The organism is Paenibacillus auburnensis, from assembly GCF_927798115.1.
Taxonomy (GTDB): Bacteria; Bacillota; Bacilli; order Paenibacillales; family Paenibacillaceae; genus Paenibacillus_AQ; species Paenibacillus_AQ auburnensis.
In genome coordinates this window covers 2,091,828-2,107,738 of the sequence record NZ_CAKMMG010000001.1, presented here as the reverse complement: position 1 = coordinate 2,107,738, position 15,911 = coordinate 2,091,828, and the positions used below count along the sequence as shown (strand labels likewise).

Annotated in this window: 10 protein-coding genes; 8 read left to right on the top strand and 2 right to left on the bottom strand. The window is 53.5% G+C overall.

Annotated features, from left to right (window positions below):
- Positions 1–101: 101 nt before the first annotated feature.
- Positions 102–482, top strand: a complete 381-nt coding sequence (locus tag L6H70_RS09870) for a hypothetical protein (protein ID WP_236332336.1) — start codon at positions 102–104, stop codon at positions 480–482.
- A gap of 32 nt (positions 483–514) precedes the next feature.
- Here L6H70_RS09870 and L6H70_RS09865 read toward each other — a convergent pair whose 3' ends face one another.
- Positions 515–1,483, bottom strand: coding sequence for a bile acid:sodium symporter family protein (locus L6H70_RS09865; RefSeq protein WP_236332334.1), 969 nt, complete (start codon positions 1,481–1,483; stop codon positions 515–517).
- A 181-nt stretch (positions 1,484–1,664) separates the two neighbouring features.
- Here L6H70_RS09865 and L6H70_RS09860 point away from each other — a divergent pair, with 181 nt between their 5' ends.
- The gene (locus L6H70_RS09860; RefSeq protein WP_236332332.1) at positions 1,665–2,744 is read left to right on the top strand and encodes an LCP family protein; all 1,080 of its coding nucleotides are present in this window, start codon (positions 1,665–1,667) and stop codon (positions 2,742–2,744) included.
- A 33-nt stretch (positions 2,745–2,777) separates the two neighbouring features.
- Positions 2,778–3,743 carry an acetylxylan esterase gene (locus tag L6H70_RS09855; protein WP_236332330.1) on the top strand — a complete coding sequence of 322 codons (966 nt, stop codon included), beginning with the start codon at positions 2,778–2,780 and terminating at the stop codon, positions 3,741–3,743.
- A gap of 280 nt (positions 3,744–4,023) precedes the next feature.
- On the opposite strand, the gene L6H70_RS09850 is transcribed toward L6H70_RS09855, so the two are convergent.
- Complete coding sequence (locus tag L6H70_RS09850) at positions 4,024–4,938, bottom strand: AraC family transcriptional regulator (RefSeq protein ID WP_236332328.1); 915 nt, start codon at positions 4,936–4,938, stop codon at positions 4,024–4,026.
- Positions 4,939–5,118: 180 nt separating this feature from the next.
- Here L6H70_RS09850 and L6H70_RS09845 point away from each other — a divergent pair, with 180 nt between their 5' ends.
- The 5 genes from L6H70_RS09845 to L6H70_RS09825 all read left to right on the top strand — a co-directional run bounded on the left by L6H70_RS09845 (position 5,119) and on the right by L6H70_RS09825 (position 15,660).
- Complete coding sequence (locus tag L6H70_RS09845; protein ID WP_236332326.1) at positions 5,119–7,347, top strand: glycoside hydrolase family 52 protein; 2,229 nt, start codon at positions 5,119–5,121, stop codon at positions 7,345–7,347.
- A gap of 44 nt (positions 7,348–7,391) precedes the next feature.
- On the top strand, positions 7,392–9,482 hold the full coding sequence (locus tag L6H70_RS09840; RefSeq protein WP_236332325.1) for an alpha-glucuronidase family glycosyl hydrolase: 2,091 nt from the start codon (positions 7,392–7,394) through the stop codon (positions 9,480–9,482).
- Positions 9,483–9,495: 13 nt separating this feature from the next.
- A complete protein-coding gene (locus tag L6H70_RS09835) occupies positions 9,496–10,290 on the top strand; it encodes a Nif3-like dinuclear metal center hexameric protein (RefSeq protein WP_236332323.1) in 795 nt (264 codons plus the stop codon).
- 216 nt (positions 10,291–10,506) lie between these two features.
- On the top strand, positions 10,507–12,108 hold the full coding sequence (locus L6H70_RS09830; RefSeq protein WP_236332321.1) for an extracellular solute-binding protein: 1,602 nt from the start codon (positions 10,507–10,509) through the stop codon (positions 12,106–12,108).
- A 45-nt stretch (positions 12,109–12,153) separates the two neighbouring features.
- Positions 12,154–15,660, top strand: a complete 3,507-nt coding sequence (locus tag L6H70_RS09825; RefSeq protein ID WP_236332319.1) for a glycoside hydrolase family 2 TIM barrel-domain containing protein — start codon at positions 12,154–12,156, stop codon at positions 15,658–15,660.
- Positions 15,661–15,911: the final 251 nt, after the last annotated feature.

Here is a 15,911-nt window from a genome sequence, read left to right as displayed (position 1 = left end):
TGGTTTTGTAGGATGTGATGCAAGGTGAGAAAGTGTGGGGTGCCTGAGAATCTGTTGGGGATCTACGTGCCAGGGTAAAAGTACCGCTGAATTCGGCGCATGTGGGCGATATGGGGGAATTAGAGGTAAAAGTACCATTGATTTCGGCGCAAGTGGGCGATATGGAGGAAATAAAGGTAAAAATCCCTTTGATTTCGCCGCAGGCGGGCAATATGGGGAAATTAGAGGTAAAAATCCCTTTGAATTCGGCGCATGTGGGCGATATGGGGGAATTAAAGGTAAAAATCCCTTTGATTTCAGCGCAGGCGGGCAATTTGGGAAAATTAAAGGTAAAAATCCCTTTGAATTCGGCGCATTCGGGCAATATGGGGGAATTAATGGTAAAAATCCCTTTGACTTCAGCGCAGGCGGGCATCAGCCCTTCAGCCCTCCCGGCTCCAGCACCGCAGCTTACAGCGACATTTTCTGCTAGACCGGGTTAGAAGCCGGGGGCTTATTCCACCCGGCCCCTCGCTCAAGCCGCCGAAGTCCGGTCGGCCGCATGATTAACCCTGGAGCGGCGGCCGAGCAGGAAGCCTACCAGCGAAGCGAGCAACTGCTGGAACACCATACCGAGTACGACGGGGACGGCGACCGGAGCGGGAAAATAGGACACTGCGAGTACTGCGCCGGCGCTGATATTGCGCATGCCGCCATTGAAGAGCAGAGCGACTTCATCTGCTTCGTTCCAGCGCAGAAGCCTGGCGGTGAGGAAGCACAGACAATAGCCGGTGGAAGCCATCAGTACAATAACAGCGGCCAGACCGACCAGATGCAGATTGATGTCCGCCAGGTAAGGGGAAATGACAGAGCCGTTAATCATAATCACGGCAGCCATGAACAGTTTGGACAACGGGTTCAGTCTCGGGCTCCATACGGGGGCCACTGCCCCTTTGCTCCATTCATTAAGCACCATGCCTAGCAGAGAGGGCACGACAATCATCCAGAAGAGGCTGCTCATCATGGCCCAGGTATCCAGCTCCACACTGGTTCCAATCAGCACGGAAAGCACACCCGGTACGATAAAGGGAGCCAGCAGCGTGTCGATTAGAATGATCGAGAGGGTAAGAGCGGTGTTACCTTTATAAATGCTGACCCAGATAAAGCTGCTGATTCCCGTAGGAATTACCGCAGCAAGCACAAGGCCGGTGATGGTGAATTCATCCGAGTGGTAGAGCACATTCCCGAGTCCAAAGGCAACCAGCGGCATGGCCAGATGAAGGATAAATAAGCAGGCGAACAGGGGCAGAGGCTTTTTGAGCACATTCACAAAATCTTTAAATCCAAGACTGATGCTGCCGGCAAACGTCATAAAAGCAAACAGCCAGGGAGACAAAAAGGTATAAGAAGTAAGCGCACTGCCGCAGAGCACCCCGGTCAGGACACTCAGTGGAGTGATCAGCGGCATCATCCGGTTAAGCACACGGTTCACGGCAAGAAGCATGTCAGGACATCCTTTTTTGGTAAGTTCCTACTATTATACACCTTTTGAAAAGGCCTGCATGTGATTACACCTCAATGATATGCCCCACATCTCTTCCACTTTTTAGTAAGCGGCTTTATTAGCCTGTGGTATAATCATTTACAACTTATAACATTAATGAGAGGGAAGCAGGAGGAAGGGAATGGAGGAGCGAAGCAAGAGAAGGAAGGCACAGCGCAGCAAAAAACGTACCCGCAAGACACTGCTTAGTGTCTCAGCGGTACTTGGCACATGTCTGATCGCCGGAGCTGTCTATGCCGGAACACTGTATTTTAAGGCCGAGCGTGCGCTTGACCGGATTTCGGCATCGGGAACGGCTCCCGCTGAAACTGCTGGTCCTGCATCACCAGTGCCCGGAGCATCGGCAGATGCTGAGGCTGCGGAGGAAAAGGATGAGAATAAGCCGCTAACCTTTTTACTCGCCGGTGTGGATAACAGAAGCGGCAGCGGAGGGACGCTGAATACGGATGTGCTGATGCCGGTGGTCTATGAGCCTGTTACCAGGAAGCTGTCTATCCTGTCGATCCCCCGTGATCTGAAGATCACAAGCAGTGAGATCGGCTCGCATAAGGCCAATTACTACTATGCCTATTATTACGCACATAACAAGGATGAGGATTTAAGTAAGACAAAAGAGTTCTACGGCAGTATCCTGCAAATGGATATTGAGCATATGATTCTGATTAATTTCGCAGCATTCAGCAGCATCGTGGATGAGCTTGGCGGACTCGATATCAATGTGCCGATGGATATGCGTTACGTGGATAATGCCGACGGCACCAATATTAACCTGAAAAAAGGGATGCAGCATTTAAGCGGCAAAGAAGCTTTGGATTTCGTCCGCTACCGCAAATCCAACCGGGGAACCGCAGAGTCGTCCGATTTCTCCCGTAATGAACGGCAGCAGGAGGTGCTGAACCTCATCCTGAATAAGCTGGATTCCGTGAGCGGAATTGCCAAGTGGGGGGAGATCATCGACATTCTGGGCGATAATATCCGTACCGATATCAGTAAGGATCAACTGAAGAGCTGGATTCTGAATTATAACTCCATGAAGCCTGGATCCAGTGAACTGCTCACGCTGGAATCGGAGTGGAAGAGCCCATACGCGTATGCGAACGAAGCCGATCTGGTGGAGAAGCTGCAGAACTTACGCACCCCGCTGGGATTGCCTGCACTCGATACCCAGGAGCTGCTGCGTGATTTTGGCATTACAGAATAATGTTCGGAAATAAGCATTAAGGGAGTAGAGAACATGGGTTACCTGGAGGATGTTACGAAGGAATTGTTCAACTATAAGCCGGAGCTTACCCGGCAGGAAGACTTTGACCAGTTTTGGAAGGAAACCATTTCCGAGGCTAGGGCTGTTCCCTTGAATAGCAGCAGACAAAAATTAACCTATCCGATTGAGCAAGTAAGCGTATATGAAATCAGCTTTGACGGGATGGATACAACGCCGGTGTACGGGTGGTATATTGTTCCTGACTTCATGCAAAAGGAGAAGTACCCGTGCTTAATCCATTATCACGGATTTAACGGCAGCCGGGGTGAACCCTCTGAGTTCATGCACTGGGTATTAATGGGTTTTGCCGTGGTGTCGATTGACTGCAGGGAACAAGGCGGACGCACCGGCAGCCGGGCCCCCTCATCCTGGGGATACTCCATGAACCTTGCCAGTAAAGGTCTACGCAGCAAATATGAGTATTATTACCGCTACCAATATATGGACTGTATGAAGGCGATCGATTTTGCCTGCGCCCAGCCGGAAGTGGATCCTAAGCGGATTGTCGTTGAAGGCGGCAGCCAGGGCGGGGCTTTAACGATGGCAATGGCCGCGCTGGATGACAGGCCTGCAGCAGCACTCGCGGATGTTCCGAGCAACAGTAATCTGGTGCGGAGAATAGAGGGTGAGCATGGCGCATTTGCCGCGGTAGCCGATTATCTCCGCCATCATCCGGAAGAACTGGATCTGGTGATGAATGAACTGAGCTATTTCGATACCATGAATATGGCCAGTCGGATCACCTGCAAGGTGCTGGCCTCCGTAGCCCTGAAGGATGAAACCTGCCCGCCGGAGATGTATTTTGCCACCTATAACCGGATTGCCGGAGAGAAAGAAATCAACATTTATCCGTTCAACGCCCATGAGGGCGGGGGAGCGATTCAGACCGAGGCCAAGCTTAAATCGCTGAAACAATGGTTTCCGGAGTGGTTTCTCTAAGCGTAGAGAGAGGAAGAACACGCCGCGTGCCGGAGTGAAGCTTCTCTACGATCATCATTCGAGCCGCAGGTGGATAACTCTCGGCCGTTAAGCTTGGCCGAATCCGGCCGGTGCCGCCCTAGAACGGCTGAATCTGCCGGATTGAAGCAATGCTGCAACAGACCCGCCGGAAATTTTTCCGGCGGGTCTGTTTGTGCAGATTTCACTTTTCCGGTCTACCGTTACCGGGCAAGCGGTTTGCCGGCAGAAGGACAGGCTTTTCCCTGCCGTCCATGAGGTCTTAGTTGTGTAGCGGGCCCGATTCCCGATACTCCCTTGGAGATTGGCCTTGCCAGCGTTTGAACTGGCGGCTGAAATGAGCGATATCGCGGTAGCCGAGGAGGGCAGAGATATGGCTGACCGGCAGCCGCAGATCGTCCAGCAGAATCTTAGCCTCATGAAGCATCTGCTGGGAGAGGAACTCCCGGGGAGAGAGACCGAACACCTGCCGGAAAACCCGGTAGCAGTGCGAGGAACTGATGCCCAGCTCTGCGGCAATATCATCGACGCCAAGCGTCCGGTCTTCCTGTATATCATGCTTGAACTGCTGGTAGACAAGCCCTTGCAGGCGGCTGCGGATCTGGTGGGCAAGCTCTACCTTCTCATAAGTAGCCGAAGCATGCAGATTCGCCTCAATCGAGAACGCCTCCCACAACTGGCCGAACAGGTCGAAGACCGCAGACTGCAGCATCATCCGCTGGGACATGGTGATATCCCCATGGATTGTGGTTGAAATGTCCACTAATTTGCTTAGAGGAGGCGTGAGTTTATGGGCAATGGGGCTTTCCGCGGTAAAGAGCATATGATTCAGCCGGCTCAGCAGCGAGATCAGAAGCTTGTCATCAATGTCAAAATGAATGCAGAAATAAGTAAACGGCTGGCCGTTGCCGCTCTGGCTCGAATGGGAGTCTCCGGGTCTGAGCAGGACCAGATCCCCGGCCCGCTGCGTATAGCTGCGGTTATTAACGATCATCCGCTGCTCCCCTTCAAGCACATAGTTGAATTCGTACTGCGGGTGGGCATGAATTGGATAATTCCAGGCACCGCTTACTTTCCTCAGATGCATGCCGAATAGGTTCAGCGTAGTTTTTACGTCCGGAATGATCGTTTCACTGATGCTTTGTCCAAGTGCAGGCGGCATAAAAGCTGAAGCCATGTGCAGTTCCCCTTTGTTTATCTAGCTCACTGATATATCTATTAGTATACCTGACATTAGCTTGATTTGGGTAAATTATTGCTTGATTTGACAATGTTCCCGCCGGGCGGACCCGTGATAGGATAAGGAAGTACCAACAGAGCAATCGATCCTAAACGTACGAACCGGGAAGGAGTCATTATGACAAAATCTAATCTGTTCTACAATGTCCAGCATTCACCGATAGGTGCTTTTGCAAGCTTCACTTTAGGTTTTAAAGGCAAACATGGGGGGCTTGGGCTGGAGCTGGGTAAACCGGCTGACCAGAATGTGTATATCGGATTCCAGTCCGCAGACGGTGCAACTTACGAGGCGCTGCCCTTTTTCGATCAGGTTGAGGATGCCGGCGCCAGATACGATATAGAAAAAGCGGATGAAACCGCGAAGGAATTACAGCAGGGATTCCCTGTTCCGCCGGTCGAGAATGACGAAGCCATGCCAAACGGCGGGCATCAGCTGTCCGGCGTTCTTTTGAAAGCGTTTCAGGATCATGAAATCAGCAGAACACTTGGGGCGGCGACGGATACCTGGCAGGCGGGTGACCTGACTTTTCAAGTGTACTCCCCTGTGCGTCCGGTGCCTGATCCAGCCGCTGCTGATGAAGCTGAGCTCAAGGCAGCCCTGCTGCCGGCAGTCTTTGCCGAGCTCACACTCGACAACACTAATGGGACTTTTACACGAAAAGGCTTCTTCGGTTATGAAGGCAGCGATCCCTACAGCTCTATGCGCAGACTCAGCGACACCAGCGGCGGGGCTTTTCAAGGAATCGGACAAGGCCGGCTGATGGCAGTTGCCTGTGATGCTGAAGGGATTCAGTCTGCACTCGGGTTCACGATGGAGAAGATTCTGGAGGCTAAGCTTGCGCATAACCTGGCCTTCGGACTGGGCGGCACAGGCGCCGTGTTAATGGAGGTTCCTCCGGGGGAGAAACGGACGTACCGTTTTGCCATCTGTTTTTACCGGGGCGGACTGGTGACCACAGGTATCGATGCCAGCTATGCCTATACCCGTTACTTTAACAATATTGAGGCCGTGGCCGGCTATGCGCTTGAGCATTTTGATGAGCTGACTGCTTCCTGCACAGCAGCCGATGAATGGATTGCCTCTGCCGGGCTTACTGGAGATCAGACCTTTATGCTCTCGCATGCGATTCACAGCTATTATGGCAGCACACAGCTTCTGCACGACGGGGACAGGTACATCTGGATCGTGAATGAAGGCGAATACCGGATGATGAATACGCTGGATTTAACGGCGGATCAGCTGTTCTTTGAACTGGTAATGAACCCGTGGACAGTGCGCAATGAGCTCGAATTGTTCGTGGACCGCTACAGCTATGAGGACAAGGTGGTCTTTCCGGGTGGAAACGAGGAGTACCCCGGAGGGATCAGCTTCACTCATGATGTTGGCGTAGCCAATGTATTCTCGCGGCCGCAGTACTCCGCTTATGAGCTGGCCGGGCTGGATGACTGCTTCTCCTATATGAGCCATGAGGAGCTGGTCAATTGGCTGGTCTCGGCGCTCGTCTACATTGAACAGACCAAGGACCGCGAATTCACCGATAAAATGCTTCCGACACTCCGTGCCTGCTTTGACAGCATGCTGAACCGCGATCATCCGGACAGCAGCCAGCGCAACGGCCTGATGGGTCTGGACAGCAACCGGACGCAAGGCGGTGCCGAAATCACTACCTATGACAGCTTGGATACGTCGCTTGGGCAGTCCCGCAATAACATTTATATGGCAGGAAAATGCTGGGCGGCTTATGTAGCGCTGGAGAAATTCTTCGGACAGGAAGGACTGGCTGAACTGGCAGCGGAGGCAGGGCAGCAGGCCGTGAAGTGTGCCGCTTCGCTATCTTCCCAATTAAACAGTGACGGTTATATTCCCGCTATCATCCATGAAGATAAGCAATCCTGTATTATTCCAGCGATTGAAGGCCTGGTCTTCCCGCTCTTCACCGGCTGCGGAGAAGCGCTCGATCCCGGCGGCAGATTTGCGGAGTATCTCAGTGCGCTGAATACCCACCTCCATACGGTATTGGTTCCGGGCGTATGCCTGTTCGAGGACGGAGGCTGGAAGCTGTCGTCCACAAGCAATAACTCCTGGCTCAGCAAAATCTATCTATCCCAGTTCATCGCCCGGGAGATTCTGCAGCTGCCTTGGGAGGAGAGCGGGCTTGCGGCTGATGCTGCGCATGTGAACTGGCTGCTGCATCCCGAGCTGTCCTACTGGTGCTGGAGTGACCAGATCTTGTCCGGCCTGATAGGTGGAAGTAAATACTACCCCCGCGGAGTTACAGCAATCCTCTGGCTCTTGGAAGGTACAGGCAACAGATCACTGACGGGCTGCAGAAAGGCTAATAGTTAGGCTTATATCCAGTACTCAAGCAAAACACAGGAGGAGTCTTCCAGATGATGAAAGAATCCAATGAGCATCATGTTTCGGTAGAAGACCAGGGCTACAGCGCCTGGCTGGGCTATCCGCCACTGCCGCAGGGCAGATTGCAGGAGCAGTATGTAAAATGGTGCGGAGCGGTGAGTGTTACCGAAGCTGACGATACGGTTCAGGCCGCGCTGGCAGAATGGAACAAGGGCATTGTAGCCATGCTTGCCATTCAGGTCCAGGCAGATCAAGAGTTAAGTACCGGCGCCTTAAGGGTTGCCATCGGCACCTTCGGGGGCGGAAATACGCTGATCCGCAGTGTGTTTAAAGAAGCTGACATCCGCAAGGTGGAACGTGAAGGGTTCGCCATCCGCACGAGTGCAGATCATAACTGCATTGCTGTAGGAGCCGCTTCACCGGTAGGCGTTCTCTATGGAGTGTTTCATCTGCTGCGCCTGCTCGGCACATTGCAGGAGATTGAGGAACTCGATGTAACCGTGAATCCGGTAAACGGGCTGCGGATGATCAATCATTGGGATAACTTTGACGGCAGTGTGGAGCGGGGGTATGCGGGGAGATCCTTCTTCTATGAAAATAACCGGTTTACAGGAGATATGGGACGGATCCGCGACTACGCGCGGTTGATGTCCTCGACCGGCATCAATGCCATCGCGATCAATAATGTGAATGTTCATGCCCTGGAGACGCTGTTTATTTCGGAATATTTGCCCGAGGTGGCTAGCATTGCTGATGTATTCAGGCTGTACGGCATCCGGCTGTTCCTGAGCGTTAATTTTGCCGGCCCGATGCATGAAGGGGAAGTAGGCACAGCTGATCCGCTCGATCCGGGTGTGCGCAGCTGGTGGCAGCGCAAAGCGGCCGATATCTACCAGGCGATCCCCGATTTCGGCGGCTTCGTGGTCAAGGCGGATTCGGAGAACCGTCCCGGACCGTTCACTTACGGGCGCGACCATGCCGATGGTGCGAATATGCTGGCGGAAGCCCTTGAGCCCTATGGCGGAATCGTCATCTGGCGCTGCTTCGTATACAACTGCAAGCAGGACTGGCGCGACCGCAAGACAGACCGGGCGAGAGCCGCTTATGATCACTTCAAACCGCTCGACGGCAAATTCAAAGATAATGTCATTCTGCAGATCAAGAACGGACCGATGGATTTCCAGGTCCGGGAACCGGTATCCCCGCTGTTCGGGGCGCTTGAGCGGACCAATCAAGTGATCGAATTCCAGATTGCCCAGGAATATACGGGCCAGCAGCGCCATGTCTGTTACCTTGTCCCCCAGTGGAAAGAGGTGCTGGAATTCAATACGAATGCCAAGGGGGAAGCTTCTCCGGTCAAGCATATCGTAGACGGCTCGCTGTGGGGCAACCGGTACAGCGGGATCGCGGCGGTGTCCAATGTAGGCAATGACCTTAACTGGACCGGTCATCTGCTGGCCCAGGCTAATCTGTACGGATATGGCCGTTTGGCCTGGAATCCGGAGCTGAGCGCGGAAGAGATTGCCGGGGAATGGATCGCTCTAACCTTTGGCCAGGATCCAACAACAGCGGCCGTGATCAGTCGGATTCTGCTGGATTCGTGGGAAATATATGAATCCTACACAGCTCCGCTCGGCGTGGGCTGGATGATCAATCCGGAGCATCATTACGGGCCGAATGTGGACGGCTATGAATATTCCCAGTGGGGAACGTACCATTATGCCGACAATTGCGGGATTGGAGTCGACCGGACCGTGCAGAGTGGTACGGGTTACAGTTCCCAGTATATCGGCAGCAATGCTGCACGTTATGATTCGCTCGAGGAATGCCCCGATGAATTGCTGCTGTTCTTCCATCATGTTCCGTATACCCATGTGCTCCATTCCGGCAAAACGGTGATCCAGCATATTTATGATACTCATTTTGCTGGCGCAGAACGTGCGGAAGAACTGCTTGCCTTATGGGGCAGCCTTCAGGGGAGCCTCAGAGAAGATCTGTATGTACAGGTCGAGGAGCGCCTACAAGGGCAGGCTGCTCATGCCAAGGAATGGCGCGACCAGATCAATACGTATTTCTTCAGAAAGAGCGGCATTATGGATGCAAGCCAGCGCACTATCTACTGAGAGGTGAATGGCCATGACAATTACCTTCAGACATGTCATTGATAGCTTGACGGCAGGCGTCAGCCGGCCGGATCCAACCGTGGACAAGCTGGACCCGGGGAGCCGGGAGACAGAGGTGCAGGGGATCGTTACGGCCTTTGCAGCCTCGCAATATATAATTGAACAGGCGGCTGCGTTAGGGGCGAACCTAATCGTAACTCATGAAGGGGTTTATTACAGTCACCAGGATCAGCGGGAATGGCTGGGCGGGGATCCGGTATTTTTGCAAAAATCCGCCCTGATTGCCTCATCAGGTATTGGGATCTACCGGTTTCATGATGATGTGCACCGTTACACGCCGGACGGGATAACGGAGGGGCTGATCTGTGCACTCGGCTGGCAGGATTATGTAACTGAGCACCGGGCGGCAGTGTCGATATTAACCATTCCGTCTATGTCCGTCAAAGACGCTGCAGAGATGGTGAAGCGGCAGCTGGCAATCTCTTATGTGCGTGTGGCAGGCAATTTAACTGCTTCCTGTACCCGGGTGGGCATTCTGGTTGGTTATAGAGGCGGAGGTTCAATGACGATTCCCCTGTTCGAACAGGACGGCCTCGATCTGATTATTGCCGGAGAAGGGCCGGAATGGGAAACTCCGGAGTATATAAAAGATGCCGCCGCACAGGGGCGCAACCGGGCGCTGATCATGCTGGGCCACGCTGAGAGTGAAGCACCCGGCATGAAGCTGCTGGCCGAGCGGCTGTCGCAGCAGTTTCCCGGCCTGCCCGTCCGCTTTGTGCAGGACAGGCCGGTATTTCAAATCCTATAGTTAATCCATACCTCTTTGCCTTAAGGTGGACGAAAGGGACCCTCAGGTTCCATACGGTTCCGCCTGCCGGTAAGGAGGTTTTGTAGTTTATAGAGCGTGTACTTACGTTTTTAGCGATACATTTTGCATATTGAACATTGCCGTCTACCCCCGATACAGCTAACATTGAAGGAGCATCAAGTTTCCCTATAAACAGAAACGGAGGTCGTTATTAGGATGAATTCTATGCAAAAGAGAAGGTTTCAGCCCGTGGCAGCTGTTCTGCTGGGCTTTACCCTGCTGTTCGCCGGATGCAGCGGTTCAAATAATGGAAAGATTGAAAGCGCTTCTAATACAACGGGAAATGCTATTGCAGCAGATGCAGCAAACTTCTCCTACCCGATGCCGGGAGGTATCGAACTGACCTATATGAATGAAACGCTGGGAGGCACGCCGGAACGACTGCCGATTGATGAAGAGTACGAGGGGCGGACCGGCATCCGAATCAGGCAGCTGGGCGGAGCGCCGATGACCGACCAGAAATTCAGCCTGCTGCTGGCCTCGGGCGGGCTGCCAGATATTTTTCTCAACACTTGGCTGCAGTATCCGGGCGGGCCTGATAAAGCAGTGGAACAAGGCTACATTCTGAAGCTCAATGATTTGATTGACCAGTATGCGCCGAACCTCAAAAAGACGCTGGAGCAGCATCCGGAAATCGACAAAATGATCAAAACCGATGACGGTACCTATTATGCCTTCCCGTTCATCCGCTCTGAAACCGGGCGGGTATATGGCGGGCCGATTATCCGGCAGGACTGGCTGGACGAGCTGAACCTCAGTGTTCCGGAAACCATTGATGAATGGCATACGGTACTGACCGCTTTTAAAGAAAAGAAACATGCCAGCGCACCTGTAACCTTCCGTACACTATTCTTAGGGGAGCGGACCGGCGGATTCGCCGGGGCCTTCGGAGTGATGGGCAACTTCTATGTTGATGACGGAAAGGTTGTCTACGGTTACCTGGAGCCGGGCTATAAGGAATATCTGAAAACGATGGCCCGGTGGTATAAGGAAGGGCTGATCGATAAGGATTTTGCTTCGATAGATGCTGCAACGGTAGATAAAAAGATGACCTCGGGCGAGAGCGGGGCGACGATTGGCTGGCAGTTCTATATCGAAAAATACAATTCAGCCGTGCAGGGGACTGGTAAGGAGGCCTCATTTGTTGCAACTCCTTATCCGTCTGCCGTGAAGGGCCAGCTTCCGGAATTCGGCCAGCTTGACAACGCTTATGCCGGTACAAGTTCAGCAGCGATTTCAGCCTATACCAAAAATGCGGAAGCAGCCATGCGCTGGCTGGACTATGCCTACACAGAGGAAGGCAGCCTGCTGAACACTTACGGCGTTGAAGGAGTCACGTATAACCTGGAGAACGGCAAACCGGTCTACACCGATCTTGTGGTCAACAACCCGGAAGGTCTGGGGAGCGATCAGGTCATGTCTAAATACTCTCATAGTACCAACTTTCCAATGATTCAGCAGGATAACAATCTGCCGGCCAAATATCCGGCAACGGGCAAGTCAATCAGCATCTGGAAGAAAACCAATCATGAGCAGCATCTGCTGCCTCCTGTCACTCCTACCGCCGAAGAAGCCGATGAAATGAGCAGTATAATGAACGACATCAACACTTTTGTGAAAGAAACCGAGCTGAAAATAATTATGGGTATCGAATCCGCTGATAACTACGACAAGTACGTGCAGCAAATGAGGGACCTGGGCATTGAACGCGCGCTGGACATTCAGCAGGCTGCATATGAGCGTTATTTGAACCGTTGATTGAATGGATTGCATAGCAACTACTTTTGGGAGGGATTTATGGCGATGAGCATGAAAAAGATATGGAACGGCGGCTGGTATTTCAGCAAGCAGCCTCTTGGATCGGAGCTGGCGTACGTGGTTGCTGAGGGAGAGTGGATGCCGGTGACGCTGCCTCATGACTGGCTGATCTACAACACTCATGACCTATATGAGAACAGTAAGGGCTGGTACCGTAAAATCCTCACCCTGGCCGAGGTCCCGGTGGAAAGTTGTCTATCGTTGCGTTTTGAAGGCGTATACATGAACTCCACGCTATATGTTAACGGACAGGCTGCGGGCGAGTGGAAGTACGGTTACTCAACCTTTGAGTTCGAAATTACCCCCTTCCTGAAAGCCGGAGATAATACGATTGTGATGCGGGTTATTCATGAATCGCCTAATTCCCGCTGGTATTCCGGCGCGGGAATCTACCGCTCCGTATGGCTCCATACGTATCCGAAGACGCATATTGTGTCTGATGGTATTTATATAGCAGCCAGACCAGCGGACGGCGGCACCTGGACAGTGGATGTGGATTCCGAGCTGCATATCGCAGCAGGCGGAAGCGCTGCGGAATTGAAACTCCGCCACACGGTCCTAGATCCCGGCGGGGCAGTGGTTGCTCAAGCAGAAGCTGCCGTGCCTGCGCAGAGCGGTGAGGAGACTGTTCATTCCCATAGCCGGCTGACTGCCGAGCAGCCGCAGCTCTGGGATATTGATAACCCCAGATTGTATATGCTTAAGACGGAGCTGCTGGGTGGAGACGCAGTTACTCAAGAAGAGATCCAGAGCTTCGGGTTCCGCACGGTGGAACTGGACAGCGAAAAAGGCTTTTTCCTGAACGGGCGCCATCTTAAGCTTAACGGGGTGTGTCAGCATCATGATCTGGGCGCGCTGGGGGCAGCCGTCAACAAAGCCGCCCTGCGGCGGCAGTTCGTGCTGCTGCAGGAGATGGGTGTGAACGCCATCCGCACCGCGCATAATATGCCCGCGGCCGAGTTGATGGAGCTGGCGGATGAGCTGGGCGTGCTGATTGTCTCGGAAGCCTTCGATATGTGGGAACGCAGCAAGACACCTTACGACTATGCCCGTTTCTTTCCGGAATGGTATAAGAAGGAGATTGCCAGCTGGGTGCGGCGGGACCGGAACCGGCCAAGTCTGATCATGTGGAGCATCGGCAACGAGATTTATGATACCCATGCCGACGCCCGCGGCCAGGAGGTCACCCGCATGCTGCAGGATGAAGTGCTGATTCATGATCCGCGCGGCAACGGCTATGTGACGATCGGCTCAAACTACATGCCTTGGGAGAATGCCCAGAAATGCGCCGACATCGTTAAGCTCGCGGGGTACAACTACGGTGAGAAATATTATGACCGGCACCATGAAGCGCATCCGGACTGGATTATCTACGGCAGTGAGACCTGCTCCACCGTACAGAGCCGGGGAATCTATCATTTCCCGCTGGACCAGCAGGTTCTTGCCGATGATGATCAGCAGTGCTCCTCGCTCGGCAACAGCTCTACTAGCTGGGGGGCCAGAAGCACGGAAGCCTGCATCACCGGAGACCGGGATGCCGCATATTCCCTCGGGCAGTTCCTGTGGACAGGGTTCGACTATATCGGTGAGCCGACACCTTACTTCACGAAGAACTCTTATTTCGGGCAACTGGACACTGCAGGGTTTCCGAAGGATGCCTATTATATCTATCAGGCGGAATGGACAGATTACAGAATCCGCCCGATGATTCATATTTTCCCGTACTGGGACTTCTCAGAGGGGCAGCTGATTGATGTGCGGGTGTGCTCCAATGCGCCACGAATTGAATTGTTCCTAAATGACATTTCGCAGGGAATCTACGACATCGACCATGCACGCGGCCTGCAGTTGCTCGGGAACTGGCAGCTGCCATATACAGAGGGTACCCTGCGGGCGGTTGCCTACGATGAGTATGGTAATGTGATTGCTGAGGAGCGGCGCTCATCCTTCGGGGATGCCGCTTCTCTGGTTCTTACGGCGGATAAGCGGGAGCTTACGGCTGACGGCCAGGATCTGATCTTCGTGACTATTAGCGCTGCCGATTCTCAGGGTCTGCCGGTGGAGAATGCCAACAACCGGGTGCATTTGAGTATAGACGGACCTGGACGGCTAGTGGGCCTTGATAATGGGGACAGCACCGATTACGATGCCTACAAAGGCGTAAGCCGCCGGATGTTCAGCGGCAAGCTGCTCGCGATTATTGCGGGTACACTGGAAGCCGGTCCGATCACGCTGCATGGAGCCTCACCGGGTATTGCGGATGCTGAGATTGTGCTGAAGTCTATTCTTCCTGCAATGAGTAATAGTGCTGAAGAGGAACTGATTCTCTATGCAGATAACCCGCTGGAAGCAAGCGGGGGGTCTAAGGACACCAGCAGCCCTTCACTGACAGAGATTCCGGTACGGAAGCTGGAAATCATCTGCCCTGAGGGTGTTGTGCTGACGCCGGACAAGGCGGGTCTGCCGATCCGCGTGAAGCTGCATCCAGAGAACGCGACCTTCCGGGAGGTAGAGTGGCGCGTTACCAATGCGGCCGGGGTGGACTCCAATATTGCTTCTTTGGAAGTGAACGGGCATGAGGCGCGTATTACTGCTCTGGGGGACGGGGAGGTGTTCATTCGCTGCGGAACAGGGAACGGCGCGGACAGCATCCGTCTCTACTCGCAGATGGAGATCAGGCTGACCGGGTTCGGGCAGGCCTATCTTGACCCGTATGAGTTCGTCTCTGCCGCCTATCACAGCAACGCCAGTTATAATCTGACCAACGGCAATGAGCGCGGTGTGGCTACGGCGCGGGAAGGGGAGAGCCTGATCTGTTTCGAGCGTGTCGACTTTGGCAGCTATGGTGCGGAGGAGCTCACGCTGCCGATCTTTGCGCTGGATAGTGACGAATATCCGATCGACATCTGGGAAGGTATCCCGGGGCAGGATGACGCAGAGCTGCTGGACACGGTACTCTACCAGAAACCGTCCCAATGGAATGTATACCAGGAAGAGACCTACAAACTGCCTAGACGGCTGAGCGGCATCACGACACTGTCATTTGTCCTGCGGAAGAAGATCCACTTGAAGGGCTTCCGGTTTATCCGGGAGAGCAAAGCTTACGCCCGCCTGGATGCACTGGCGAACAGCCGGATTTATGGGGATACCTTCTCTGTAACAGAGACCGCGGTTGAGGGTATCGGCAACAATGTGTCGCTAATTTTTGAGGACATGGATTTCGGGGAGCAGGGGACTTCACGGCTAGTCATCTGCGGGCGTTCAGCGCTAAGTAACAACACGGTGCACCTGCTGTTTAGCGGCCAAGGCGGCGAATCCAAACAGCTTGTCGAGTTTGACGGCGCAGAATCTTATACGGAGCGGGAATTCACGCTGGAGCCGGTAAGCGGCAAACAGACGGTAACCTTCCTGTTCCTGCCCGGCAGCAGGTTCGACTTTCAGTGGTTTCAGTTTCTGCCTGCAAAGGCTGAAGCTGGAGGAGTTCAAGAATAGCAGTACAGCAGAATAGCAGTACAGTCTAACTATAAGAACAGCCCGTCTCCGGCATTCCGGAGGCGGGCTGTTTGTGCTGCAGCTAAATGTATCATGAGTCTCGTCTACTGTGATGAGGAAGCGCCTGAAGTTGGAGTGGAGCTCATGCTTAGGAATGGCCGTGGTACGAAATCAGAGGTAAAAGTACCTCTGATTCCGCAGAAACACGGCCGTAGTACGAGACCAGAGGTAAAAATACCTCTGATTCGCAG

Excerpts from the sequence above, each read along its gene's own strand:
- L6H70_RS09865 (WP_236332334.1), bottom strand. The coding sequence starts at position 1,483 with ATGCTTCTTGCCGTGAACCGTGTGCTTAACCGGATGATGCCGCTGATC.
- L6H70_RS09860 (WP_236332332.1), top strand. The coding sequence starts at position 1,665 with ATGGAGGAGCGAAGCAAGAGAAGGAAGGCACAGCGCAGCAAAAAACGT.
- L6H70_RS09855 (WP_236332330.1), top strand. The coding sequence starts at position 2,778 with ATGGGTTACCTGGAGGATGTTACGAAGGAATTGTTCAACTATAAGCCG.
- L6H70_RS09850 (WP_236332328.1), bottom strand. The coding sequence starts at position 4,938 with ATGGCTTCAGCTTTTATGCCGCCTGCACTTGGACAAAGCATCAGTGAA.
- L6H70_RS09845 (WP_236332326.1), top strand. The coding sequence starts at position 5,119 with ATGACAAAATCTAATCTGTTCTACAATGTCCAGCATTCACCGATAGGT.
- L6H70_RS09840 (WP_236332325.1), top strand. The coding sequence starts at position 7,392 with ATGATGAAAGAATCCAATGAGCATCATGTTTCGGTAGAAGACCAGGGC.
- L6H70_RS09835 (WP_236332323.1), top strand. The coding sequence starts at position 9,496 with ATGACAATTACCTTCAGACATGTCATTGATAGCTTGACGGCAGGCGTC.
- L6H70_RS09830 (WP_236332321.1), top strand. The coding sequence starts at position 10,507 with ATGAATTCTATGCAAAAGAGAAGGTTTCAGCCCGTGGCAGCTGTTCTG.
- L6H70_RS09825 (WP_236332319.1), top strand. The coding sequence starts at position 12,154 with ATGAGCATGAAAAAGATATGGAACGGCGGCTGGTATTTCAGCAAGCAG.